This is a genomic window from Aureimonas psammosilenae, assembly GCF_009176975.1.
GTDB lineage: Bacteria > Pseudomonadota > Alphaproteobacteria > Rhizobiales > Rhizobiaceae > Plantimonas > Plantimonas psammosilenae.
Window position 1 is genome coordinate 116517 of record NZ_WEZG01000004.1, and the last position, 24913, is coordinate 141429.

Genomic DNA, 24913 nt, shown 5'->3' on the forward strand with positions numbered 1-24913 from the left:
TCAGGTTCGGCGAGCGTAATAGGTGACGAACATATCCACGGCGCAATCCGCGCGCCGTACGAGATCGGCCTTGGAAGGCGTCTGCGACAGAAGAAGGCCGCGCAGTTCCAGATCGCTTTGCAGGAGGCTGTGGAACTGGATCGCGGCAAATTCCGGATCGGGAATGGCGGCGTTCCCCTTCTCGGTTTCGACGCGCAGGAAGTCGGCGATCCTCGCCATCACCGCCGCCGGTCCCTTCGCGTAGATCAACTGCCCGAGTTCGGGAAAGCGCGGAAGAATGCCGAACAGCATTCGCCGGAATCCGACGGCCTCGTTCGTCAGGAACACGTCGTAGAAGTTCACGGCGATCCGGCGCAGCACCGCGCTCATGTCTCGGTCGCTCTCGCCGAGCGTCCAGATGCTTTCGTTGATGCGCTTCAGCCATTGAAGGACGATCGTCGTCAGAAGCTCGTCCTTGCCGGCGAAATACTTGTAGATCGTCACCTTCGACATGCCGGCGCTCGCCGCGACCATGTCCATGCTGACGGCGTCGAAACCGTGCGTCACGAACAAGGCCTGCGCTTCCGCCATGATCGCTTGCGCGCGGGCGTTGCGGCGCGCGAGCGCGCGCTTTTCGCGAGCCTCGTCGTTGCCGGAAGGGCGGGTCGGTTGCGGATTGGCCATGATCCCTCTATGAACTGAACCGTTCAGTTTATGAAGACCCTCCGTAGATGATGATGGAAGCCGCGAATGGATAAGGCATGCCGCATCGCTCGCTTGCGCTTCTCACATCTGGCGCTCGGCCTCGTCGCCCTGCTTTTGGCGGCCTGCGGCGAGGAGCAAGCGCCGAAGACGCGGGCACCGACGCCCGTTCTGACGCAAAAGGCGCTTCTCACGGACCAGCGGCCGCAGGTCGCCCTCACCGGAACCATCGCAGCCGAAACCACGAGCAATCTCGGCTTTCGCTTGAGCGGGCGCGTGGCGAGCCGCGCGGTGGATGTCGGGGACCGCGTCGAAAAGGGTCAGGTCCTCGCGACGCTCGAAACCCGCGAACAGGAAGCGGACGTGAAAGCGGCCGAGGCCGGCGTCCAGTCGGCCGCCGCTTCCCTTCGCCAGGCACAGGCGACCTTCGAGCGCCAGTCCGCCCTGTTCGGAGGCGGCAACGCGACGCGCTCCAGCTTCGACGACGCCAACGAGCGGCTGGCTTCCGCCAAGGCGACGCTTGCCACGGCGCAAGCCGGGCTCGGCACGGCGCGCGACAATCTTGCCAATACCGAGCTTCGCGCCGATTCCGCCGGCCTCGTCACGGCCCGCAACATCGAGGCGGGACAAGTGGTGGAAGCGGCGCAAACGGCCTTCACGCTTGCCGAGGACGGGGCGCGCGACGCCGTGTTCGACATCTACGAAGCGCTTCTGGCGCGCCCGCCCTCGAACGACAGGGTGGAGGTCAGCCTCCTGTCCGACCCCTCCGCGCGCGTATCCGGCACGGTGCGCGAGGTGTCCCCGGTGATCGATCCGGGTACGGGCTCGGTGCGGGTCAAGATCGCCCTGCCCCCCGATCTTCCCGCCGCCATGACGCTCGGCGCTCCGGTTTCGGGCGTCGGCACCTTCGATTCCGGCAAGGCCGTCGCCCTGCCCTCGGCCGCGCTGACGAAGGATGCGGGCAAGCCCGCCGTCTGGGTGGTCGATCCGGCGACGAACAAGGTCGCCCCGCGCACGGTGGGGATCGCCGGATACCGGACGGGCATCGTGCTTCTGGGCGAGGGCTTGCGGGACGGCGACATCGTGGTGACGGCGGGCGGCCAGTTGCTGCGCCCCGGCGAGGTGGTGGAGCCGAGGGCCGGACCGCCGGCCCCGGAAGGAGCGCGCACGTGAACCGGTTGTCGTCGCCTGCCCTCGTGATCGCCGCCCTGGCCGGTCTTTCGGCCTGCACCGAAAAGGATGACGAGGCTCCCCCGCCGCCGGTGCGGCCCGTTCTGTCCACCGTCGTGCGCTCGGTCGAGCGGGTGGACGCGCGCTTCGCCGGCACGGTGCAGCCGCGTTTCCAGACCGATCGCGGCTTCCAGGTGCTCGGCCGCATCCAGTCCTATGACGTGGATGTCGGCGACCTCGTGAAGAAGGACCAGCCGCTCGCCGCCCTCGATCCGACGCCATTCGCGCTCGACGTGCGCTCGCGGGAAGGCGATCTGGAGCGGGCGCGCTCGCAGGCTGCCAATGCGGAAGCGGGTGCCGAGCGCACCCGCCGGCTGGTCGCGCAGAACGTGTCTTCCCAGGCCGAGCTCGACGCGGACATCCAGGCGCGTGAAGCGGGCGAGGCCTCGGTGCGTCAGGCGGAAGCGGAACTCGCCAAGGCGCGCGAGCAGCTCGGCTACGCCACGCTTTTGTCGGACGGCGACGGCGTGGTGACCGCCAAGGACGCCGATGTCGGTCAGACGGTGGCCGCCGGCCAGAAGGTGATGACGGTGGCGCGCACCGATATCCGCGAGGCGGTGGTGGACCTTCCCGAAACCGTGGTCGGGGCGCTCGGGCGAAACGCGACGTTCCGCGTTCTTCTTCAGGCCGATCCGACGATCACGGCCACCGGCCGCGTGCGCGAGATCGCGCCCCAGGCCGACGCGGCGACGCGAACGAGGCGCGTGCGCATCACGCTGGACGATCCCTCGCCCGCCTTCCGGCTCGGCACGACCATTACCGCGACGCCGGTTTCCCCGCCGCGCGAGGGCGAGCCGGTGGAACTGCCGCGCTCGGCGATCCTCCAGAAGGATGGCGCGGCGCGGGTCTGGCTCGTGGACACGGCCGCGCGCACGGTGCGGACCGTACCGGTGGAACTCGCGTCCGGAAGCCAAAGCGATGGGGTGGCGCGCGTTTCCGGTGGCCTCACCGCCGGCCAGCGGGTGGTCGTCGCCGGCGTCCATGCCCTCACTGAGGGCCAAGAGGTCAAGCTCGACGAGGAGAGCGGCAGTTGAGTTCCGGTGGCTTCAACCTGTCCGACTGGTCGCTGCGCCATCGCTCGCTGATCTGGTACTTCATGCTCGTCGGCGCGGTGGCCGGCCTTTTCTCCTATTTCAATCTCGGCCGCGCCGAGGACCCCGACTTCACCATCAAGACCATGATCATCCAGGCCGAATGGCCGGGCGCGACGATGGAGGAAACGGTCAACGAAGTCTCCGACCGGATCGAGAAGAAGCTCGAAGAGCTGAACAACATCGACTACACCAAGAGCATCAACCAGCCCGGCCGCGCGGTGGTGTACCTGTTCCTGAAGGACACGACCCCGGCTTCGCAGGTGAAGCCGACCTGGACGCGCGTCCGCGAGCTTTTGAACGACATCAAGCCGGACCTGCCCGAAGGCGTGCGGGGGCCGTTCTTCAACGACGATTTCGGCGACGTCTACGGCAATGTCTACGCCTTCACGGCGGACGGCATCTCGCAGCGCCAGCTCCGCGACTATGTCGAATACGTGCGCTCGCAGATTCTGATGCTGCCCGACGCCGGCAAGGTGAACCTCATCGGCGCGCAGGACGAGGTGATCTATCTGCGCTTTTCCACCCGCAAGGTCGCGGCCCTCGGGCTGACGCAGGAAATGGTGGTGGACCGCCTGAAGGCGCAGAACGCCGTGTCGCCGTCCGGCGTCATCGAGGCGGATGGCGAGCGCGTCAGCGTGCGCGTGTCCGGGCAGTTCGAGTCCGAGGAAAGCCTTCGCGCCATCAACCTTCGCATCAACGACCGCTTCTTCCGGCTGGGGGACGTCGCCGAGATCAGCCGGGGCTATGTCGACCCGCCGCAATCGCTCTTCAGCTACAAGGGCGAGCCGGCCATCGGCCTCGCCATCGGCATGAAGACCGGCTCCAACATCACCACCTTCGGCGAGGAGCTGAAGACGAAGATGGCGGGCGTCGAAGCGCAGCTTCCCTATGGCGTCGGGGTTCATCTCGTGTCGGACCAACCGCAGATCGTGGAGGAAGCGGTGGGCGGCTTCGTGAAGGCGCTGATCGAGGCGGTGGTGATCGTTCTCGCCGTATCCTTCATCAGCCTCGGCGTTCGCGCCGGGCTCGTGGTGGCGGTGACGATCCCGCTCGTCCTCGCGCTCACCTTCATGGTGATGGAGGTCTATGGGGTCGGCCTCCAGCGCATCTCGCTCGGCGCGCTCATCATCGCGCTTGGCCTTCTCGTGGACGACGCGATGATCGCGGTGGAGATGATGGTGGCGCGGCTGGAAGCGGGCGATCCGCTGGGGAAGGCCGCGACCTATGTCTACAGCCACACCGCCTTTCCCATGCTGACGGGAACGCTCGTCACCGTGGTCAGCTTCTTTCCCGTCGCCTTCAACAATGGCGGCGCGGGCGAGTTCACCTTCACGCTGTTCGTGGTGATCGCGGCCGCGCTTCTGATCTCCTGGGTGGTGGCGGTCCTGTTCGTGCCGCTTCTGGGCGTCACGCTTCTGCCGAACACCATGAAGGGTCACGGCGAGAAGAAGGGCGGCTTCTCACGGGCCTTCGGCGCGCTTCTGAGATTCTGCGTGCGCTGGAAATGGCTGACGGTCGCTGCCACCGTCCTCCTCTTCGCCTTCTCGATCTTCGGCATGCGCTTCGTGCAGCAGCAGTTCTTTCCCTCCTCCGACCGCGTCGAGCTGGTGGTGGACTGGACGCTGCCGCAGAACGCCTCCATCACCGAAACGCGGCAACAGATGGAGCGCTTCGAGAAGACGGCGCTCGCCGGCGACGAGGATATCGCGCGCTGGTCCTCCTATGTCGGCCAGGGCGCGGTGCGCTTTCTTCTGTCCTTCGACGTGCAGCCTTCCACCCCGAACTACGGTCAGTTCGTGATCGTGACCAAGGATCTGGAAGCGCGCGAGCGGGTGCGCGCCAAGCTGGAAGACGTGATCCACCGCGATTTCGCCGGCACCGACGGCTGGGTCCATCTTCTCGACATAGGCCCCCCGGTCGGGCGTGCCGTGCAGTACCGCATCAGCGGCCCCGATATCGAGGGCGTGCGGGAAGAGGCGCAGAAGGTCGCCTCCATCGTCTCAGCCAATCCCAATCTCGGCCTGACGGTGCAGGATTGGAACGAGCCGGCGCGCGTGGTGAAGGTCGACGTCCTTCAGGACAAGGCGGCGCAGCTCGGCATCACCAACGAGACCATCGCCTCCACCCTCAACAGCATCGTCGGGGGAACGGCGGCGACGCAGGTGCGCGATTCCATCTACCTCATCGACGTTCTGGGACGCGCCGAGGATGCCGAGCGCTCCTCCATCGACACGCTCCAGAACCTCCAGATCGCCACGGGCAACGGCGTCACCGTGCCGCTCGCGGCCATCGCCAACTTCCGCTACGAGCAGGAACCGCCCGTGGTCTGGCGGCGCGACCGCCTGCCGACCATTACGGTGAAGGCCGCCGTGATCACGGACGTCCAGCCGGCGACGGTGGTGGCCGAGCTGCAGCCACAGCTCCAGCCGCTGATCGATGCCCTGCCGGTGGGCTACGCCGTGGTCACCGGCGGCGCGGTGGAGGAAAGCGCCAAGGGCCAGGGGCCGATCGTCAAGGTCGTGCCGATGATGCTCCTTGCCATGGCGACGATCCTGATGCTGCAGCTTCAAAGCTTCCAGCGCTTGTTTCTGGTGGTGGTGGTGGCGCCGCTCGGGCTCATCGGCGTGGTGGCGGCCCTGGTGCCCAGCGGGGCGCCGCTCGGCTTCGTGGCGATCCTCGGCATCCTCGCCCTGATCGGCATCCTGATCCGCAATTCCGTGATCCTCGTGATGCAGATCGAGGAATTGCGCGGCGAAGGGCTGGACGGTTGGAGCGCGGTGGTGGAAGCGACGGAGCACCGGATGCGCCCGATCCTTCTGACGGCCGCCGCCGCCAGCCTCGCGCTGATCCCGATCGCCTTCGAGATCTTCTGGGGGCCGATGGCCTTCGCCATGATGGGCGGCATCATCGTGGGAACGGTGCTGACGCTTTTGTTCCTGCCCGCGCTTTACGTCGGCTGGTTCCGCCTGAAGGAGCCGGAAAGGCAGGCAAGCCCTATCCCACGCGGGTGAAGCGCAGGTGCAGGACGTTGGAGCCGTCCGAAGGCATCTGGCGAACCGAGGGCTCGTCGAGCCCTCCCGAAAGGCACCAGTCGTCGTAGCCCGCGACGAACCGCACCAGGATGCCGGCATCCCGCAACGCGTCGGCGGTCGCGAAGGACGACGCATCCCGTGCCTGGATGTCGAGCATGGCGAAATCGGCCCGATCCTCGCCGGCCATGGCGATGGCGCTCAAGGCGTCCGGGACGGGGCCGAGGACGAAACCGCCCGCCCGGCGCACCGCTTCGGCCATGTTATCGGCGACATGGGGATCGCCATCCACGACGAGCACCCGTCGGCAGGCATATTCGGTGTGGTCGAGGCAGAACAAGGGAAGGATCGATCCGTATCGGGAAGGGTCGAGCCTCCGGCTCAGCGATGCGACGCTTCCGCGCCGATGATCGCGTCGTAGATCGCTTCCGGCTGCCCGTAGCAGCCGCCGGCGACAGTGAGCAGGCGTTCGCGGTCGATGATGCGGACGACGCCGCGCGTCGCGCGCACGAGCCCCATGCTTTCCAGAATGGTGAGCTCGCCCGTGACGCCGGCCCGCCGAACCCCGATCATCAGGGACAGGAACTCGTGGGTGAGCGGCAGCTCGTCGGATTCGAGGCGGTCCTGCGCCATCAGGAGCCAGCGCGCCAGGCATTCGCGAAGGTTGTAGCGGGCATTGGCGAGGGCCGAATAGGACACCTGCATCTGCTGCGTGTAGACGTAGCGCAGAAGCAGCGGCACCAGGCTCGGCCGGTCCGCCGCGAGCATATGGTAATCCGACAGGCTCAACCGCCAACCACGCCCGCCGACCTGCATGAAGGTGCGCGTCGTCGCCACGGACACTCCCAGGCAGGCGGCCGAGCCCGTCATGCCCTCCCGGCCGATATGGCCGATCTCGATCGCCTCGTCGTCGCTGCTGGCGACGATCACGGAAGCGAGGCCGCTTTCGATGAAGTGGAGATATTCGATCTGGCGCCCGTTCGGGACGACCACGGTCCTGACCTCGAGATCGACGTCCTCCAGGCAGGAACGGACGGCCTCGAGATCGCCCGGCGGCAGGGCACACAACAGGCGGTTGCGGATGGGAGTTGTGGAATTTTGGCGCATCGGGCTCTCCGTCGATTGGAAGAACCGGACGATCCCGAAGCAGATACTTCCAGCATCGGGTGTCGGCTGGACCGCCATATGGACGATGCAAGGCAGGCACGCCAGAGATGCCACCCGAACCGTACGGTATTTACGTTATGCCACCAATGACATGCTTTGAAAAAGCTGAGTTTTTCTTTTTCCGCTTCGTCATGTTTCCTCGCTAATGTTACCGCGGAAACGGATTGGACTTGCGCAAATCCGGCTCGCTTTCGGCTCGGCTGCGGACGACGTCCTCGAACAACCGCCTGAGATTGGCGCCGCGACCCCAACCTTGAACCAGCGTCAGCCCTTTGGCGGCCGCTCCCAGTTCGCAAAGGAACTGTTGGTCGATGTCCTCCTCGCCGCTTCGCAGGTCGCGCATGGCCGGTGTTACCGCAAGCGGCGGAGACGGGTGTTCAAGATCCGGTCGAGGCTGGCCAGGGCGTCGATCGTTCGCCCCCCGGCTTCGCCGAGAACCCGCATCAGTTCCTCCTCGAACTCGGCCATGACGAGGTGGATACGGTCCTGCATGGCGACGCCTTTCTGCGTCAGGCCGACGCGCACCTTGCGGGCGTCGGTCGGGTCGGACACGCGGGTGATGAGATCCTTCTCCATCATGCGGTCCATCATCTTGGACACCGTGGAAGGACGCACGGAAAGCACTTCGGCGAGCGTGCAGGCCGCCATGGTCTCGCTCGGACTGAGCACGAGGATCATCTGGTCCTGGCCCGCCACGAGATCGAGCGCGGCGAGCTTGATGCCGAGAATGGCGCGGGTCTGCTTGGCCAGCATCAGGAGCGAAGGAACGAGTTCCAGCGGCTCCGGGCTTGCGTCCGGCCGGGGTGGATCGCCCGCCGGCCCATGGCGCAACGCGTGATGGGTTCCGTGCTGCATGTCACCACCCGTTCGGTTGCATTGAAAGACAACTAAGGATTTACGGGCCGGCACCCTCGAAGAAAGGTCGGAACCGTACGGAGCGCGGCAAATCTTTGGCCATTGTTGTTACCTGCGCAATTCTGCTTTCGATGCGCGGCGTCCGGGATCGGTTGCGCCTGCCACCTTCCCGTCGGCCTCGCGTTCGAGTTCCTCTTCCTCCGGCGGGTCCTCTGCCTCGGCCTCCGCGCTGACCGACAAGCGCTGGTAGACGCCGAGCCCCACGAACAGGAGAACACCGACAAGGAGAAGCAGCGTCGGATACAGCATCCGCGTCGCATCCTCCTTGCCCGCCTCGAACACGGTGACGATCGCCTCCAGAAGAACGGCGATCACGATGGTGGAGATGAACTTGGTGAGGCTGCGGCGCGCTTCGCCGGCATTGCGCATCTCGCGGCCCCGGATCGCCTCTTCCTCCAGAAGGTATTTTCCGACATCGAAGACGGCGATGGCGATCACCGTATAACCGACCGCTTCCAGAAGCGCCGTGCCGACATCGCGGTCCGGCGTGCCGAAACTGCCCCAAACCCCGCCCACCGCATAAACGATGAGACCGCAGGCGAGCAGCATCAGGACGACGCTGGCAAGGCCGAAGGCGGCGCGGGTGAGGATTTCGAAGGCGCGCATGAAAATCCGATCGGATCGAAGACCAAGTCCAAATTGTTTCGGGTGCGTTCGTCGGCAAGACGTGACCGGTTCTGCCGGATCGCGCCCTCCCGATGCCGTTAAAAGCCAGATTGGAACGATAATAGATCTAAATCATTGTTATTGCTGACAGAAGAGAGTTTCTCCATATTGCGCCGCAAAGGCGTCATCGCGTTTTCCGGAAAGGACTCGTTCCGGAGCGGACGCATCATCGACGGATGGGAATCCATGGCGAGCGTGACGGGCTTCATCGAAAGGCTGGAAAAGCGGATCGCACCGGACGCGACCTTGTCCCAGGCGGAGGAATGGTGGTCGCTGGCGCTCACCATCGGCTCCTCGCTGGAGCGGGACGACGAGAGTTCGGGCGAAGAAAAGGCCGCCTCGCACCGCCTGCTTTGGGCAGTTTCTGCCGCCGTCAGGGCGGTGAAACGCTTCGAGCGGCCGGATCAGGCGGCCATCCACAGCGTACTGGCGAGCCTCGAGCGCTCCGTGCGCGACCGGCCCAGCGAGGGCAACCGGGCGGCCTTGCCGAACTGAGCTTCTAGACTTCCAGTCGGTGTGCCAGCGTTTCGGCCATGGCCCGAAGGATCAGAACGGCGGAAGCCGCGCCCGGATCGCGGTGGCCGAGCGAGCGTTCGCCGAGCCGCGCGGCGCGGCCTCGCAGGGCCAGCATGGAACTCGTGGCCGCCGCGCGCTCCTCCGCCTTGGCGACGCTTACGGGCCAGATCTGCTCGCCGCGCTCCAACGCGGCGCGCGCTGTTTCCGCCACCGGCAGCCAGACATCCAGCATGGTCTTGTCGCCGCGCTGCGCCTTGCCGCGCTCGGCGACGCCGGCCGCGATCCCTTCCAGCATCAGAACCTGTTCGGGCGCGCCGAAGCCGGAAACGGCGTCGAGACGCTGCGCGGCGCGTCGCAGGCCCGTGGCGTAGAGCGGCCCGGTGGAAGCGCCGACGGCATTCAGAAAGGCCTGCGCCCCTTCCCGGAAAAGATCGGATGGGGGAAGATGCCCCTTGTCCGATAAAGCGCGCTCCACTGCGCGAAAGCCGAGCGCCATGGTCGTGCCGTGGTCGCCGTCGCCGATCGCCCCGTCGAGATCCGACAGCCAGCCCTTGTGCGCCTCGATCGCTTCGGTCACGGCGGCGAACATGGCGAGGATGGTCGAACCCGCAGCCTCTCGATTCACTGTGCCGTCTCCTTTCGCCGCGGCCATCCTTAACCCCGGCAGCCGACGGCGGACAAGGAATGACGCACGCATCTCACGAAGCCGTCACCCGCATGAACGGCGCGTCGCAGGGGTGATCGAGGAGGAGGAGAAGCTCGTCGTCGAGATGAAGCACCGAAACCGACGCGCCCACCATGTCGAGGGAGGTGCAGTAATGGCCGATCCAGTTGCGCGCCACGGTGAAGCCGCGCGCATGAAGGCGCTGCTCCACCCGGCGATACAGTATGTAGAGCTCCATCAAGGGCGTCGCGCCGAAGGAATTGAGAAGAAGCGCGACGCGTCCGCCCTTCTCCATCGGCAGCTCGCCAAGGATGCGGTCCATCACGAGGTCGGCGACGTCGTCGGCCGAGCCGAGCGGCTCGCGGGCGACGCCCGGCTCGCCATGGATGCCGACCCCGACCTCCATGTCGCCTTCGCCGATCGCGAAGTTGTAGCGCCGGCTTTGCGGCAGCGAGCAGGGCTCCAGCGCGACGCCCATCGTGAGCGTGCGGGCATTCACTTTCCGGGCGACGCGCTCGCAAGTCTCCAGCGACCAGCCGAGGGTGCAGGCCGCGCCCGCCACCTTGAACACGAAGACGTTGCCGGCAACGCCCCGGCGGCCGTCGCGGTCTTCCAGCGGCGAGGACGCGACATCGTCGGTGGTGACGACGCTGCGCACCTCGATGCCTTCCTCGGCAGCAAGCTCGGCCGCCATCTCGAAATTCATCGTGTCGCCGGCATAGTTGCCGTAGATGAAGAGGACCCCCGCCCCGTTCGACACCGCTTTGGCGGCGCGAAGGATCGGATCGGGCGGCGGCGAGGAAAAGACGTTGCCCACCGCCACCCCATCCACCAGCCCTTCGCCCACGAAGCCGAGAAAGCAGGGCTCGTGGCCCGACCCGCCGCCGGTGACAAGCGCGACGCGGGTTTTTTCCGGGCCGCCCTCGGCACGCCGCGCCATGAAGGCGCGCCTGGTGCCCTCGACGCGCTCGATGTGGCGGCCGTGGGCGCGCATCGCGCCGTCCAGCATCTCGTCCACCGCGTCGTCGGGATCGTTCAGGAACTTCTTGACGAAGCGCCGCTGAAGCTCCGGCGCGGGCGCCGCCGTTTCCACGGCGCGAAGCGGGCCGCGACGCGGGCCTTGCGGCGGGGCGACGCCTTCCACGTCGAGGATGCCCCGCGCGGTGGCCGCGTCCGTGACGAGCACATCGCAATGGCGCCCGCGCAAGGCGGCGAGGATCGCCGGCACCTTTTCGAAGCCGCCGGCCACCGCGATCCGCTTCTCGATGCGCGACAGGTTGGCGAGGGTCAGCCCGACCGTCCGCCCGTCGAGCGGGCCGTCGACGGCGCGCCCATAGGGGTCCAGGAACCGACCGGCGATGACGCCGACGGCGTTGAGCGACAGATAATCGGCCAAGGGCACGGCGTCGAAGAAGCCAGCGGAATGGATGGTGGAATTGGGCCGAAGCGAAGCGATGCCGAAAACGGCGCGGTTGGCCGCCTCCAGGATCGCGAACTGCGCCCGGAGCACGGGCTCGGCCAGGAGAAGATCGCGGATCGCCGGCGAGGACACGACGCCGGGCGCCGGCAGGGCGACGCACAGCGCGCCGAGCGCTTCGGCGAGCGTCGACGCGCAGCGCTCCGGCGAAAAGGACGTGTCGCTGCCGAACCCCCCGGTGGACTGGACGACGCGCAGGTCCTGAAGCGAGACCTTCCGCACCTGTCGCGCAAGAGCCATGACGGTGCGGCCCCAGCCGACCGCGAGCGTGTCGCCGGAGCGAAGCACCTGCCCCAGCGCCAGCGCGCCCGCATGACCCAGCCGGTCGATGAACTGGCCGGCCGGCACGCCGCTCGGCACCACGAGGCAATCGGCCAGATCGAAGTGCCGTTTCATCTCCTGCGCCAGCGACAGGGCCGCGAGGCGCTGCGGCTCGATGGTGATGTTGACGAGGCCGCGCTCGCGCGCGTCGGCGAGCGTTGCGTTCACCGTGGCGCGCGAGATGCCCATGGCATCGGCGATCTCGCCCTGCGTCAGCCCGTCCTCGTAGTAGAGCCAGGCCGCCCAAAGGCGCGCATCGTCGCCGAACTGAAGGGGGATAGCCGGCTCCGACGCCTCGTCAGGGGCGCCGCCGCGCGCCATTCTCGTCTTTCCCGCCGACGACGCCAATGCGATCCCCGTTCTCTCAGCCCGACCGTTCCAGCCTATCCTTCACACGCGGCAGGCGAGCGGCGCAAGCGAGCCGCCCTCACCCCTTCAGTCTCGTTTCCGCCCCTTCGGCGAGGCTGGCGAGGATCATGGCGCAGGAGGTCGCCCCGGCGTCGAGATGCCCGCGCGAGCGCTCGCCGAGCCGGCTCGCCCGGCCGATCTTCGCCACGAGGTCGACGGTGGAGTCGCGGCCCTTCTCGGCCGCAGCCGACAAGGCATGAAGCGCCTCGGTGAAAGACTTGCCCTCGCTCAAGGCCGCGTCATAGGCGTCCACGGCCGGAACGAAGGTATCGAGAAGGGTCTTGTCGCCGACCTTCGCCGAGCCGATCGCCTCTACCCCTTCCAACCCCTTGCGCAGCATGGTGCCGAAAAGAACGGGGTCGATCGCGGCGTGGCTGTCGATGGCCTCGGCGAACTCGGTGAACATTACGCCGTAGAGCGGCCCCATGGAGCCGCCGATCTCGCCCATCAGCACTTCGCCGAGCGTCGCCATGGCCGAAGACAGGCTGTCGTTATCGCCATCGCCGATGCGCGTCGCGGCCATGCCGAAGCCCTTGGCCATGTTCACGCCGTGGTCGCCGTCGCCGATCTTGCCGTCGATCTCGGAAAGATACGCCTTGTTCTCCACGATGCGGCTCGCCATGGCGAGAACGATGCCCGCCGATCCCGGATTGGAAAAATGCTGCATGGACTTCAGGCTCTCGATGTCAGCGAAGGGCGGGGGAATGGGCCGGGGCGTCGAGAAGGCTTTTCAGCTCCTCGTCCAGCGCCAGAACGGTGAGCGTCGCGCCGACCATTTCCAGCGAGGTGAAGTAGTTGCCGACATAGGTGTGGGTGACGACAAGGCCGCGCTTGGCGATCTCTTCCTCGATCGTGTCATGGAGGATGTAGAGTTCGTTTAAAGGCGTCGCGCCGAGCCCCGACACGAGAACCGCGACTTGCGTGCCTTGCGGCAAATCGTGGTCGTCGAGAACGATCTTGGCCATGTCGCGCGCGACCTCCGCCGCCGGCTTCAAGGGCTCGACGCGGATGCCGGGCTCGCCGTGATGGCCGATGCCGACCTCCATCGTGCCGGGCTCGATCTGGAAGTTCGGATGGCCGACGGCGGGCAGCGTGCAGGGACCGAGGCCAATGCCGATCGAGCGGCAATTATCGATCGCCTTCTGGGCGGTGGCGCGCACTTCCTCGAGGCTCGCACCCGCTGCCGCCTTCGCGCCGCCGATCTTCCACATGAAGATTTCGCCCGCGACCCCTCGGCGCTTCTCGCGCTCAGACGCGGGGGCCGAGCAGACATCGTCATTGGCCACCACCGTCGCGATCTCGATGCCGTCCTTGGCGGCGAGCTTGGTGGCCATCTTCACGTTCATGTTGTCGCCGGCATAGTTGCCGTAGAGGCAAACGACGCCCGCGCCGCCATTCGCCTCGCGAAAGGCGTCGTGGAAGCTTTTGGCGGTCGGCGAGGAGAAGAGTTCGCCCACCGCGACGGCATCGAGGAGATTGCGGCCCGTATAGCCGATGAAGGCGGGCTCGTGGCCCGAGCCGCCGCCGGTGATGAGGCCGACCTTGCCCTGGACCGGCGCGTCCTTCGCCACGATCACGCGCCGATTGCGCTCCGACAGGCGAACGAGATCGCGATGGGCCTTCACGAAGCCCTTCACGGTGTCGTCCACCACCTCGTCGGGGTCGTTGATGAAACGCTGCATCATGAAAAAAATGTCCCTCAGAGAATGGTGTAGCCGCCATCGACCAGAAGGTCGGCGCCGTTGATCATGTCCGCCGCGTTCGAAGCGAGAAACACGGCGGCGGCGGCGATCTCTTCCGGGTAGGCGAAGCGCCCAGTCGGAATGCGGGCTTTCGCCGCCTCGCCCTTTTCGCCGGCCCATGCCGCCTTGCCGAGTTCGGTGAGGACGATGGTGGGCGAGATCGTGTTCACCGTGATGCCGTGCCGGCCCCATTCGGCGGCGAGCGTCTTCGACAGGCCGATGACGCCGAACTTCGATGCGCAATAAGCGGCGTGCTCGTGGATCGCGACCGTGCCGGCCTGCGACGCGAGGTTGACGATCTTGCCGCCGCGGCCGCTCGCGATCATCGCGCGCCCGACCGCTTGGCTGACGAGAAATGTGCCCTTCAGGTTGATGGCGACCGTGCGATCCCACGCCTCCAGCGACAGGTCCTCGGCGGGGGCAAGGGCCACGATGCCGGCGCTGTTCACCGCGATGTCGATCCGCCCGAAGGCTTCCATCACGTTCTTCACCGCTTCCGTCACGGATGCCGGGTCCGACACGTCGCAGCGGAAGGCCCGCGCGCCATTGCCGAGTTCCTTCGCCTTCGCCTCGGCGCCGTCGATCTGGATATCGAGAACCGCGACGCGCGCGCCCTTTTGCGCATAGGCCGAGGCGATGGCCGCGCCGATGCCGGACGAGCCGCCGGTGACGAGCGCGACCTTATCCTTCAGCGAGAAGTTCAGATCGACGGTGGGGGCGGTGTCACTCATGGCAAGGTCTCTTCAGGTGGACGGGTCGGACGGGGCGGCGCGCGACAAGCGCCGCCCTTGCGGTGTCGAGTTACTTGCGCGACTCGAGCAGCTTGTCGGCGTTCTCGAGGGTGATCGGCGTCCACGGCACGAGGTAGTCCTTGGCCTTGCCGTCCTGCCAGCCCATGGTCGGGTACTGCTTCCAGATGTCGGATTTCGGCTCGTAATCGGCCTTCACCGCCTTGATGGCGACATCCAACGCGCCTTGCGCCTGCGCGTTCGCGTCCTGAAGGATGGAGGCCATCTCGCCGGCCTTCACCGCGTTGATCGCGTCCGTCACGCCGTCGATGCCGGCGATGCCGTAGCTCTTCACGTCGCCGCCGGCGGCCTTGATCGCCTCGATCGCGCCGAGCGCCATCTCGTCGTTCTGCCCGAAGATGCCGTTGATCTGGTTCGGATGCGAGGTCAGCCAGTTCTCCATCAGGGTCTGCGCTTCGGCGCGCGACCAGTTGGCGGTCTGCTGTTCGAGAACCTTCACGTCGGGGCAGGCCTTCAGGGCCTTCTCGTTGCCTTCCAGGCGCTGGATCTGGCCGGACTGGCCGATCGGGCCCTCGATGATGACGATGTTGCCCTTGCAGCCGATCTTGTCGAGAACGGCCTTGCCTTCCAGCTCGCCCGCTTCCACGTCGTTGGAGCCGACATAGGCGGTGAGGAGGTCGGAATTGACGCGCGCGTTCGAGCCGACCACCGGAATGCCGGCGTCGTGGGCGGACTGGACGGCGGCGGCGCCCGCCTCGACATCCATCGGCACGAAGATGATCGCGTCGTATTTCTGCGTGATCATCGTGTTGAACTGTTCCTGCTGGACCAGCGCGTCGTAGCGACCATCGAAGATCGTCACCTCGACTTCGCCGCCCGTCACGGCCGGATGCTTCTGGAGCGCGGCGGTCCAGATCTGCATGAACTCGGCGTTGAGGCCGTAGACGGTGGCGCCGATCTTCAGCTTCTTGTCCTGCGCGACGGCCATCGTCGGGGCGACGAGCGCCGAGGCCACGGCCAAGGCCAGCATGAGCTTCTTCATGGGTGTGTTCCCTCCCTGGGATGCTTGGAGCGCCGCCTTGGCGCGCCGATGGATGACGAATGGCCCGTCGGCTCAGGCCGACTGGTTGCGCTTCTGGTCCAGCATCACCGCGCCCACGATCAGGGCGCCCTTCAGGATCTGCTGGTAGTAGGACTGGATGCCGAGGAGATCGAGGCCGTTGTTCATCACGCCGATGATGAGGGCGCCGATCAGGGTGCCGGTGACGCGCCCGACGCCGCCCGACAGCGAAGTGCCGCCGATGACCACCGCCGCGATGGCGTCGAGCTCGTAGGCGACGCCGGCTTGAGGCAGGGCCGAGCCGGTGCGGGCCGACAAGATCATGCCGGCGACGCCCGACAAGGCGCCGGAGATGACGTAGACGAGGAAGCGGATGCGCGTGACGTCGATACCGGAAGTCTTCGCCGCATGCGGGTTGCCGCCGACGGCATAGATGTAGCGGCCGAAGCGCGTGCGCGCGAGCACCCACCACGACAGAAGGAACACGACGGCGAGGATCACCACGGGCAGCGGCACGCCGAAGAGGTTGCCGGTGCCGATCCAGCGGAAATCGGGCACGAGGCCGGGCACCGGGCGGCCGTTGCCGTAGATGAGGACCGCGCCGCGCGCGGCCGACAGCATGCCGAGCGTCGCGACGAAGGCGGGAACCGCGAAGCGCGACACGATCACGCCGACCACCGCGCCCGTCGCCATGCCGACGAGGATGCCGGCGGCGAGCGCCAGGGCCACCGGATAAGGACCGCCTGCGACGCCCGCCGGCGAGGTGGTGGCAAGGCTCGCCGACACCATGCCCGCCAGCGCCACCACCGAGCCGACCGACAGGTCGATGCCGCGCGTCAGGATCACGAAGGTCATGCCGATCGCCAGAACCCCGTTGATGGAGGTCTGGAGCAGGACGTTGGAGATATTGCCGGCGGTCAGAAAGAACTCGTTGGAGAACGAGAGCACCGCCACCAGCACCAGAAAGGCGATGAAGATGCCGTATTCCTGGACAAGGAGCCGGCGCCTGTCGGAGCCGAACCAACCGGTCGCCGGCTTTATTTCGATGTCGGACAAGGGTCGAGTTCTCCCGATGCGGTCCCGTGTTTCAGGCGGCTTGGCAATGGTCAGGTCGAAAGGTGGACGAGGCTCTGGGCCGTGGCCTCGCCCCGGTTGAGGATGCCGGCGGAATGCCCTGAGCGCATCACCATGATGCGGTCCGACATGCCCAGCACCTCGTCGATCTCGGAGGAGATCATCACCACCGTGCCGCCGCTTTCGGCGAATTCGCAGATGATGCGGTAGATCTCGCGCTTGGCGCCGACATCGACGCCGCGCGTCGGCTCGTCGAGAAGAAGCAGGCGCGGGTTCCGGAGAAACCACTTGCCGAGGACGACCTTCTGCTGGTTGCCGCCCGACAAGCCGGAAACCGGCATCGTGTCGCGCGCCGCCTTGATGCCGAAGCGCTCGATGATCGCGCGGCTGGCCTCTGCCTCCTGCCGGCGACGCATCACGAGGCTCGGGCTCATTTCGGGCAGGCTCGCCAGCGCGATGTTGGAGCGCACCGAGTCGGACAGGTTGAGGCCGGTCTGCTTGCGGTCCTCCGTCACCAGCGCGACGCCTTGCGCCATCGCCGCGCTCGGCGACGTGACGGATACGGGCGCGCCCTCGATGCGGATCTGGCCTTGCGCCTTCGGATCGAGGCCGAACAGGCATTCGAAGATCTCGGTGCGCCCCGAGCCCATCAGGCCATAGATGCCGAAGATCTCGCCCTTGCGGACCGAAAAGGAGATGTCGGTGATGCGGCCGGGGCTCGCCAGTCCCTCGACCTCGAGGCCGATCCTGTCGGTCGGCGCGTTGGTCTTGATGTATTCCTCAGCCAGGTCGCGCCCGACGATCATGCGGATCAGGCTTGGGCGGTCGGTGTCGGCAAGCTTGCCGCTTTCCACATAGGCACCGTCGCGGAACACGGTGTAGCTGTCGGCGATCTGGAAGATTTCCGACAAGCGGTGCGACACGTAGACGATGCCGCGCCCTTGGGACTTCAGCTTGCCGATGGCGGCGAAGAGCTGCTGCGCTTCGCGCTCGCCGATGGCCGAGGTCGGCTCGTCCATGAAGATCACCTCGGCGTCGTGGCTGAGGGCTTTCGCGATCTCCACGAGCTGCATCTGAGCGACGCTCAAGGTTTGCATGGTCTGGTTCGCGCGGATGGCGAAGCCGAGATCGTCGAGAAGCTTCTGCGCCGACTTGTTCATGGCGCGAAAATCGATGCCGCCGAAGCGCCCGGAGGGCTCGCGGCCGAGATAGATGTTCTCGGCCACCGTCATGAAGGGAACGGGGCTGAGTTCCTGCTCGATAATGGCGATGCCGGATGCGAGGGCTTCGGCGGGCGATGAGAACTCGACCTCCTTCCCGCCGCGCCAGATCGTGCCGCCGTCGCGCTTGTGGATACCCATGAGGATGGACAGAAAGGTCGACTTGCCCGCGCCGTTGCCGCCGCAAAGCGCGTGGACGGAGCCGGGCGCCAGCTCGAAACGGCCGTCGCGCAAAGCCGCGACGCCGCCGAACGACTTGCGCAAACCCTCCACGCGGAGAAGCGGAACGGACATCGGCGATTTTTCTCCCACAAGGACGAAGCGGAAATCCTCACTCCGCCGCATCCCGAACCCGACCGGCCCTCCCCGTTCGAGTTCGACAATGTTCGACCACGTTTTGACATTTGTCAACGCGGACTGCCGGATACGAAGGGCACGATCGCCTCGTCAATTATTTAGCCGGCGTGCCGAACCCTCGGTTCCCCTCTTGTTCCGGATCGCGGCCATCGGCGATAAGGCTCCATGCTTCCCATTCTCGCAGGCTTCGAATGCGGGCGGCTCGGCTGGAACGGGCACGATCTGCTTCTGACGACCCGGCACGTGCCGGGCGACCGCATGGCGGCGCATTACCGCCTCGCGGCCGAGCACGGGCTCACCAAAGCGCGCGACGGGCTGCCCTGGCGGCACGATACGGCCAGGCGTCTGCAAACCGCCGAAGCGCTCGGCGCCGACGTGATCTGGGACCTCAGCCATTTCGACCCGCCGGACGATCCGGTCGGCCATGCGCGCAGCGTCGCTCAGGCCGCGCGGCAGGACCGGCCCTTGTGGATCTGCCCGGTGAACGAGCCCTCGATCTATCCGATGCTGGCGGGGATGGGGTGGGAAGACGCGGTGCGGCTCGCCGTGACGATGATCCGCGTCGCCAAGGACCACCATCCCGACATCCGCGTTCTCACCTGCGATCCCTTGAACGGCATCGGCGAGCGCCAGTTCGCCGCCACCGACGCGCTTGTCGCGACCGGCCTCGTGGATATGGTGGGCGTGAACTACTACCCGCACACGGCGCGAACCGTCCTGTCGAAGGTTCTGGTAAAGACGGCGCGGCGCTACCGCCTGCCGATCCTCGTGGCCGAAACGAGCTGGCACGACGGCCACCGCGAGCAGATGCGCCGGTATCCGGGCTGGAACAAGGGCGACTGGCTGCGCCACGTTTTGAGCGAGGCCGCGGTCGCCGGGGCGAAGGGCGCCGATCTCAAGGGCGTCTGCTGGTATCCGATCGTGGACAGCCCGCCCTGGGACCGGCCGGGCTCGCGCTCGCGCTGGTCGCACGGCCTGATCCGCCAGGATCTCGGCCTCGACCCGCATCTGGCCGCAGCGCTCGCCGAGCGACGGGAACCGAGCGGCCAGTTTTCCTTCGGTTACGCGTCGAACGGCTGAAGCGCCGGCACCCCCGCGCCCTCGAAGCTCAGCTTGACGGCAAGGGCGGGCGCGGCCCGGTGGACGCGGCCACGCGCAGGTCGTCGGGAAGCGTGATCGAGTCCGCCGCCTCCCCCCGCAGCATGGCGAGAAGGCGCGCGGCGCCGGTATGCCCCAGTTCCCGGCGCGGCTGGCGGATCGTCGTCAGCTTCGGCCGGCAATGGTCGGCGAACTCGATGCCGTCGAAGCCCGTCACCGAAACATCGCCCGGCACGTCGAGGCCGGCATCCTGCGCCGCGCCCATGAAGCCGATGGCGATCTCGTCGCTGCAGCACAGAACCGCCGTCGGCCGGGGGTCGAGCGCCATGAACGCAGCAGCCGCCGCTCGCCCCGCTTCCAGCGTGAAGTCGCCGGCGATCACGTCCAGGCCGCAATCGGAACGCTCGCGAAAGAAGCTTTCCACCGTTCGCCGGCGGACACCCTCGTTGGCGTTCACCGCCGGCCCCGTGACATAGGCGATCTCGCGATGCCCGAGCGAAACGAGGTGCCAGCAAAGGCGCAGCATCGCCGCCTCCTCGTCCACCACGATCGAGGGGATCGCCTCGACGCTCGCCCCGATCGACACCACCGGCAGGCCGGCATCCAGCATGGAACGGCCCCCGCTCGACGCCACCATGCCCGACAACACGATCGCCCCGTCGATATGGCCGGAGAACATCATGTCCACCACCGCCGCCTCGCGCGGGGTGCCGGTGTCGAAATTGGCGAGGATCATGGAATATCCGGCTACCGCGAGCGCGCTTTCGATGCCGTGCAGAACTTCCGAAAAGAAGGGCGCGCTCCAGCGCTTGCGCGTCACCACGAGAATGGTGCGGGTGCGCCCTTCGCGCAAAGAGCGCGCCGCCGCGTTCGGAGTGTAGCCGAGAACGCGCACCGCTTGCCGAACCCTTTCCAGGAGTTCGGGCCTGACGCTCGCCGGATCGGCCAGCGCGCGGCTGACGCTCGCGGTGGAAACGCCGGCCTTGGTGGCGACATCGGCGATGCGAGGCGCGCGTTCGGTATTTCGATGAGGGGGCACTTCAGAAAGGTCCGCATGCAGAGCGAGTATTTTTAAGCTTGCCATCGCGTTGAAAGCGACATAGCCTCCTCAATGTAATCGATTACAGCACGATAATCGAGACGTCTCTGGGAGGAGATCGGCATGTTCGGGCATTGGAGGCACGCTCTTCTGGGCGGGGTCGCGATCGGTCTTTTCTCCAGCGCGGCGATGGCGCAGGAACCCTTGCGCGCCGAGGTCATGCATTGGTGGACGTCGGGCGGCGAGGCCGCGGGCGTCAAGATCTTCGCCGAGCGCTTCGACGCGGCGGGCGGCCAATGGGTCGACAACGCGGTGGCCGGCGGCGAGGCCGCCAGAGCCGCCGCGATCAACCGCATTGTCGGCGGTAATCCTCCCGCCTCCTCGCAGTTCAATACCGGCCGGCAGTTCGACGATCTCGTGGGCCAGGGGCTTCTGGCCGACATGAGCGCGGTCCAGACCGAAAACGGTCTCGACAAGGTCATCCCGAAAGCCGTGCTCGACGCCGCCTCCCGCGACGGCAAGCTCTTCGCCGTGCCGGTCAACATCCACGGCCAGAACTGGATGTTCTTTAACACGGCCGTTTTCCAGAAGGCCGGCGTCGCCGAAGCGCCGACAAGCTTCGAGGACTTCTTCGCCGCCATGGACAAGTTGAAGGCGGCGGGCGTCACGCCCATCGCCTGGGGCGGCCAGCCCTGGCAGGAAGCGCTCGTCTTCGACGCCGTGCTGCTCGGCGCCGGCGGCAAGGACCTCTTCCTCAAGGTCTACCGCGACCATGACGCGGAAGCCGTGAAATCCGACGCCTTCCGGAAAGTCGCCGAGACCTTCCACAAGATGCGCGACTATGTCGATGCCGGCGCGCCGGGCCGCAACTGGAACGACGCCACCGCCATGGTGATCACCGGCAAGGCGGGCGTCCAGATCATGGGCGACTGGGCCAAAGGCGACTTCATCGCCGCCGGCATGACGCCCGGACAGGATGCCGGCTGCGCCTTCGTGCCCGGGAACGGCGGCTTCGTGATGGGCGGCGACGTCTTCGTCTTCCCCAAGCTCGGCGACGCCGCTTCGCCTGCCCAGCTTCTTCTCGCCAAGACCATGCTCGATCCCACCACCCAGATCGAGTTCAACAAGAAGAAGGGCTCGATCCCGGTGCGGACCGATGTCGACATCTCCTCCATGGATGCCTGCGCCCAGAAGGGCAGCGCCCTCGTGAAGGACCCCGAGAAGCAGATCCCCTCGGTCAACTACTTCAATTCGGCCGATACGGTGGGCGGCGTCCAGGACGTCGTGACCGAGTATTTCAACAACGCCTCCGCCACACCGGACGACTTCGTCCAGGCCTTCGGCGATATCATCGCCTCCGCCGGCGGCTGACGCGATTGCCGACCGGCCGGGGAGCCTCCTTCGGCATCCCGGCCGCCCATCCTGTCGCCGTTCCCTGCCCGTCTTCCGAAAGGATGATCCCATGGCAGCATCTCCGGCCGCGGCCCGACTCCGGCGCAACGTCGCCCCGGTTCTCGCCCTGTCGCCCGCGATCCTCATCGTTCTTTTCGCCTATGTCGGAACGATGCTCTGGACGATCTGGATTTCGTTCACGAGTTCCCGCCTCCTGCCGGTGAACAACTTCGTCGGCACGCAGCAGTACGAGCGCCTGCTCGGCGATCCGCGCTGGCTCCTGTCGGTGCAGAACCTCGCGCTGTTCGGCGTCCTCTTCGTCGGCATCTGTCTCGTTCTCGGCTTTCTCCTGGCGGTGGCCATCGACCAGCGGGTGCGCGGCGAGGATGGGCTTCGCACGATCTTCCTTTATCCCCACGCCATGAGCTTCATCGTCACCGGCCTCGTCTGGCAATGGATGATGAACCCGACGCTCGGCATCCAGAAGGCCGTGCACGATCTCGGCTGGACGAGCTTCCAGTTCGACTGGGTGGTGCGCCAGGACATGGCGATCTACGCCGTGGTGATCGCCGGCGTCTGGCAGTCCTCCGGACTCGTGATGGCGCTGATGCTCGCCGGGCTCCGGGGCGTCGACGAGGAACTCTGGAAGGCCGCCAAGGTCGACGGCATTCCGGCCTGGCGCGTTTATGTCTCGATCGTCCTGCCGCTTCTCAAACCCATGATCGTCACCTCGGTCGTGCTTCTCTCCATCGCGGTGGTGAAGGTCTACGACCTCGTGGTGGCGCTCACCAACGGGGGGCCGGGCACGGCGACCATCGTGCCGGCGAAGTTCGTGATGGACTACCTCTTCTCGCGCCAGAATATCGGGCTGGCGACGGCCGCCTCCACCGTCATGCTCGTGTCCGTCCTCTGCGTCCTGACGCCCTGGATCTATTCGGAATATTTCCGCAAGGCCAAGGGAGGAGCGGCATGAGTTCGACGGCCACGCAAACCGCCTTTCCCGCAACGGTCGGCGCTGCGCTCAGCCATCGCGGGCCCAAGCCCAAGCACCTCACCGCCGGCCGGGTCGGCCTTTATGTCTTCCTCGGCTTATCGGCGGCCTTCTTTCTTCTGCCCCTCTACATCATGGTCGTCACCTCCCTGAAGACCATGGACGAGGTGCGCCTCGCCAACATCTTCGCCTGGCCGGGTTCGGTGAACCTCGATGCCTGGATCGCCGCCTGGTCCACCGCCTGCACGGGCCTCGACTGCAACGGCATCCAGGTCGGCTTCTTCAATTCGGTGAAGATCCTGATCCCGAGCGTCGTCCTGTCGATCGCGCTCGGCTCGGTCACCGGCTATGCCCTGTCGCTTTGGCGGGTGCGGGGGGCGAACCTTCTTTTCGCGGTGCTGCTGCTGGGCGCCTTCATCCCGTATCAGGTCTTCGTTTATCCGCTGGTCCGCATCTTCTCGGTTCTCGGCATCTACGGCTCGCTGCCGGGCATCGTCTTCGTCCACGTCATCTTCGGCCTGCCGATCATGACGCTTCTTTTCCGCAACTATTATTCCGGCCTGCCGGTGGAGCTGTTCAAGGCGGCGCGGGTGGACGGGGCGGGCTTCTGGCAGATATTCGCCCATGTCCTTCTGCCGATGTCGACGCCGATCCTGATCGTCGCGACGATCCTTCAGGTCACCGGCATCTGGAACGACTTCATTCTCGGCCTCGTCTTCGCCGGCCGCGACAACCTGCCGATGACGGTGCAGCTCAACAACATCGTCAATTCGGGCCAGGGCGAGAAGCTCTACAACGTCAACATGGCGGCGACGATTCTCACCGCCACCGTTCCCCTCCTCGTTTACTTCCTTTCCGGCCGCTGGTTCGTGCGCGGCATCGCAGCCGGGAGCGTCAAGGGATGATGATGTCCACGACCATCGAGGCGACGAGCGTTTCGGTCCGCGAGCTCGACATCCATTACGGCGCGGTGAAAGCGCTGGACAAACTGGATCTCGAGATCCAGCGCGGCGAGTTCCTGGTGCTGCTCGGGCCCTCGGGTTGCGGGAAGTCCACCCTTCTCAACGCCATTGCCGGCCTTCTCGACATCACCGACGGCGAGATCTGGATTTCGGGCAAGAACGTCACCTGGGCCGAGCCGAAGGACCGGGGCATCGGCATGGTGTTCCAGTCCTACGCGCTTTATCCGCGCATGAGCGTGAAGGACAACCTGTCCTTCGGCCTCAGGATGGGTGCGACGCCACGCGACGAGATCGAGCGGCGCATCGCCAAGGTCGCGGCGATGCTGCAGCTCGAACCGTTGCTCGGCCGCCGCCCGTCGGAACTTTCGGGCGGCCAGCGCCAGCGCGTCGCCATCGGCCGGGCGCTGGTGCGCGAGGTCGACGTGTTCCTGTTCGACGAGCCCTTGTCGAACCTCGACGCGAAACTGCGCGCCGAGCTTCGCGTCGAGATCAAGCGCCTCCACCAGGACCTCGGCAATACCATGATCTACGTCACCCACGACCAGATCGAGGCGCTGACGCTGGCCGACCGGATCGCGGTGATGAAGGGCGGCATCATCCAGCAGCTCGCCTCCCCGGCCGAGATTTATCACCGGCCGGTGAACCGCTTCGTCGCCGGCTTCATCGGCTCGCCCGCCATGAACTTCCTGGAAGGCGACATCGCCGGCGGCTTCTTCCAGACGAGGGACGTGTCCATTCCCCTGCCCGGCGACGCGCAGCCCGGCTCGGGCGTGCCCAAAGCCGCCCATCTCGGCATCCGACCCGAACATATCGCGGTCGGCGAGGAAACGCGCCACGCCTTTTCCGCGACCGGCGAGATCAAGGTGGTGGAGCCGATGGGGGCCGACACCCTGCTCTGGACCGAGCTCGGCGGCACGCCCCTCTCGATCCGGGTGGATTCGGAGCGCTCCTTCGCGCCCGGCCAGATTATCCCCTTCTCGTTCGACCCGAACCGCGCGTCCGTCTTCGACGCCCAGTCCGGCGAGCGCCTTTGACATCTGACGCAGAAATCGGAAAAGCCC

24 protein-coding genes are annotated in these 24913 nt (G+C 66.5%); 9 read left to right on the top strand and 15 right to left on the bottom strand.

The genetic code is table 11. The annotated features are described in order from the left end of the window. Positions 1–663 (bottom strand): TetR/AcrR family transcriptional regulator, encoded by a 663-nt coding sequence (locus tag F9929_RS09260; RefSeq protein WP_152046280.1) that lies wholly within the window; start codon positions 661–663, stop codon positions 1–3. 66 nt (positions 664–729) lie between these two features. Between F9929_RS09260 and F9929_RS09265 the strand changes: the two genes are divergently transcribed. From F9929_RS09265 to F9929_RS09275, 3 genes are read left to right on the top strand one after another with little or no spacing between them, the layout of a single operon-like run. Beyond that, positions 730–1854, top strand: a complete 1125-nt coding sequence (locus tag F9929_RS09265) for an efflux RND transporter periplasmic adaptor subunit (protein ID WP_152046281.1) — start codon at positions 730–732, stop codon at positions 1852–1854. Further along, positions 1851–2945, top strand: coding sequence for an efflux RND transporter periplasmic adaptor subunit (locus tag F9929_RS09270; RefSeq protein WP_152046282.1), 1095 nt, complete (start codon positions 1851–1853; stop codon positions 2943–2945). Before F9929_RS09265 ends, F9929_RS09270 begins: the two co-directional genes overlap by 4 nt. After that, positions 2942–6016: an efflux RND transporter permease subunit gene (locus F9929_RS09275; RefSeq protein WP_268915644.1), complete on the top strand. Its 3075-nt coding sequence runs from the start codon at positions 2942–2944 to the stop codon at positions 6014–6016. Before F9929_RS09270 ends, F9929_RS09275 begins: the two co-directional genes overlap by 4 nt. On the opposite strand, the gene F9929_RS09280 is transcribed toward F9929_RS09275, so the two are convergent. From F9929_RS09280 to F9929_RS09300, 5 genes are all read right to left on the bottom strand, one after another. Further along, complete coding sequence (locus tag F9929_RS09280) at positions 6000–6374, bottom strand: response regulator (protein WP_152046283.1); 375 nt, start codon at positions 6372–6374, stop codon at positions 6000–6002. The genes F9929_RS09275 and F9929_RS09280 overlap by 17 nt on opposite strands. 41 nt (positions 6375–6415) lie before the next feature. Then, a complete protein-coding gene (locus F9929_RS09285) occupies positions 6416–7141 on the bottom strand; it encodes a Crp/Fnr family transcriptional regulator (protein WP_152046284.1) in 726 nt (241 codons plus the stop codon). Positions 7142–7349: 208 nt separating this feature from the next. Then, positions 7350–7544, bottom strand: coding sequence for a hypothetical protein (locus F9929_RS09290; protein WP_152046285.1), 195 nt, complete (start codon positions 7542–7544; stop codon positions 7350–7352). Positions 7545–7552: 8 nt separating this feature from the next. Next, complete coding sequence (locus tag F9929_RS09295; RefSeq protein ID WP_152046286.1) at positions 7553–8056, bottom strand: MarR family winged helix-turn-helix transcriptional regulator; 504 nt, start codon at positions 8054–8056, stop codon at positions 7553–7555. 108 nt (positions 8057–8164) lie between these two features. Then, positions 8165–8722, bottom strand: a complete 558-nt coding sequence (locus tag F9929_RS09300; RefSeq protein ID WP_152046287.1) for a GNAT family acetyltransferase — start codon at positions 8720–8722, stop codon at positions 8165–8167. A gap of 246 nt (positions 8723–8968) precedes the next feature. Here F9929_RS09300 and F9929_RS09305 point away from each other — a divergent pair, with 246 nt between their 5' ends. Beyond that, positions 8969–9277, top strand: coding sequence for a hypothetical protein (locus tag F9929_RS09305; protein WP_152046288.1), 309 nt, complete (start codon positions 8969–8971; stop codon positions 9275–9277). 4 nt (positions 9278–9281) lie between these two features. On the opposite strand, the gene dhaL (F9929_RS09310) is transcribed toward F9929_RS09305, so the two are convergent. The 8 genes from dhaL (F9929_RS09310) to F9929_RS09345 all read right to left on the bottom strand — a co-directional run bounded on the left by dhaL (F9929_RS09310) (position 9282) and on the right by F9929_RS09345 (position 18307). Continuing rightward, the gene (gene dhaL, locus F9929_RS09310) at positions 9282–9887 is read right to left on the bottom strand and encodes a dihydroxyacetone kinase subunit DhaL (RefSeq protein ID WP_235919188.1); all 606 of its coding nucleotides are present in this window, start codon (positions 9885–9887) and stop codon (positions 9282–9284) included. Between the two features lie 109 nt (positions 9888–9996). Further along, positions 9997–12081, bottom strand: a complete 2085-nt coding sequence (locus tag F9929_RS09315) for a bifunctional sugar-binding transcriptional regulator/dihydroxyacetone kinase subunit DhaK (protein WP_152046290.1) — start codon at positions 12079–12081, stop codon at positions 9997–9999. Positions 12082–12187: 106 nt separating this feature from the next. Beyond that, positions 12188–12835 carry a dihydroxyacetone kinase subunit DhaL gene (gene dhaL, locus F9929_RS09320; RefSeq protein WP_152046291.1) on the bottom strand — a complete coding sequence of 216 codons (648 nt, stop codon included), beginning with the start codon at positions 12833–12835 and terminating at the stop codon, positions 12188–12190. A 19-nt stretch (positions 12836–12854) separates the two neighbouring features. Further along, positions 12855–13850 (bottom strand): dihydroxyacetone kinase subunit DhaK, encoded by a 996-nt coding sequence (locus tag F9929_RS09325; protein ID WP_152046532.1) that lies wholly within the window; start codon positions 13848–13850, stop codon positions 12855–12857. A 17-nt stretch (positions 13851–13867) separates the two neighbouring features. After that, positions 13868–14641, bottom strand: a complete 774-nt coding sequence (locus F9929_RS09330; protein WP_152046292.1) for an SDR family oxidoreductase — start codon at positions 14639–14641, stop codon at positions 13868–13870. Positions 14642–14711: 70 nt separating this feature from the next. Next, entirely contained in the window at positions 14712–15701 is a 990-nt protein-coding gene (locus tag F9929_RS09335) for a substrate-binding domain-containing protein (protein WP_152046293.1), read from the bottom strand. 72 nt (positions 15702–15773) lie between these two features. After that, positions 15774–16775 carry an ABC transporter permease gene (locus F9929_RS09340; protein WP_152046294.1) on the bottom strand — a complete coding sequence of 334 codons (1002 nt, stop codon included), beginning with the start codon at positions 16773–16775 and terminating at the stop codon, positions 15774–15776. Positions 16776–16825: 50 nt separating this feature from the next. After that, positions 16826–18307 carry a sugar ABC transporter ATP-binding protein gene (locus F9929_RS09345; protein ID WP_152046295.1) on the bottom strand — a complete coding sequence of 494 codons (1482 nt, stop codon included), beginning with the start codon at positions 18305–18307 and terminating at the stop codon, positions 16826–16828. 228 nt (positions 18308–18535) lie between these two features. Between F9929_RS09345 and F9929_RS09350 the strand changes: the two genes are divergently transcribed. Further along, positions 18536–19450, top strand: coding sequence for a glycoside hydrolase family protein (locus F9929_RS09350; RefSeq protein WP_152046296.1), 915 nt, complete (start codon positions 18536–18538; stop codon positions 19448–19450). Positions 19451–19478: 28 nt separating this feature from the next. On the opposite strand, the gene F9929_RS09355 is transcribed toward F9929_RS09350, so the two are convergent. Further along, positions 19479–20507, bottom strand: coding sequence for a LacI family DNA-binding transcriptional regulator (locus F9929_RS09355; protein ID WP_193227676.1), 1029 nt, complete (start codon positions 20505–20507; stop codon positions 19479–19481). 123 nt (positions 20508–20630) lie between these two features. Here F9929_RS09355 and F9929_RS09360 point away from each other — a divergent pair, with 123 nt between their 5' ends. From F9929_RS09360 to F9929_RS09375, 4 genes are all read left to right on the top strand, one after another. Further along, positions 20631–21878: an ABC transporter substrate-binding protein gene (locus tag F9929_RS09360; protein WP_152046298.1), complete on the top strand. Its 1248-nt coding sequence runs from the start codon at positions 20631–20633 to the stop codon at positions 21876–21878. A gap of 91 nt (positions 21879–21969) precedes the next feature. Continuing rightward, the gene (locus tag F9929_RS09365; RefSeq protein WP_152046299.1) at positions 21970–22872 is read left to right on the top strand and encodes a carbohydrate ABC transporter permease; all 903 of its coding nucleotides are present in this window, start codon (positions 21970–21972) and stop codon (positions 22870–22872) included. Next, entirely contained in the window at positions 22869–23795 is a 927-nt protein-coding gene (locus F9929_RS09370) for a carbohydrate ABC transporter permease (RefSeq protein ID WP_152046300.1), read from the top strand. Before F9929_RS09365 ends, F9929_RS09370 begins: the two co-directional genes overlap by 4 nt. Positions 23796–23797: 2 nt before the next feature. Then, positions 23798–24886 (top strand): ABC transporter ATP-binding protein, encoded by a 1089-nt coding sequence (locus F9929_RS09375; protein WP_152046533.1) that lies wholly within the window; start codon positions 23798–23800, stop codon positions 24884–24886. The last annotated feature ends 27 nt before the right edge of the window (positions 24887–24913 follow it).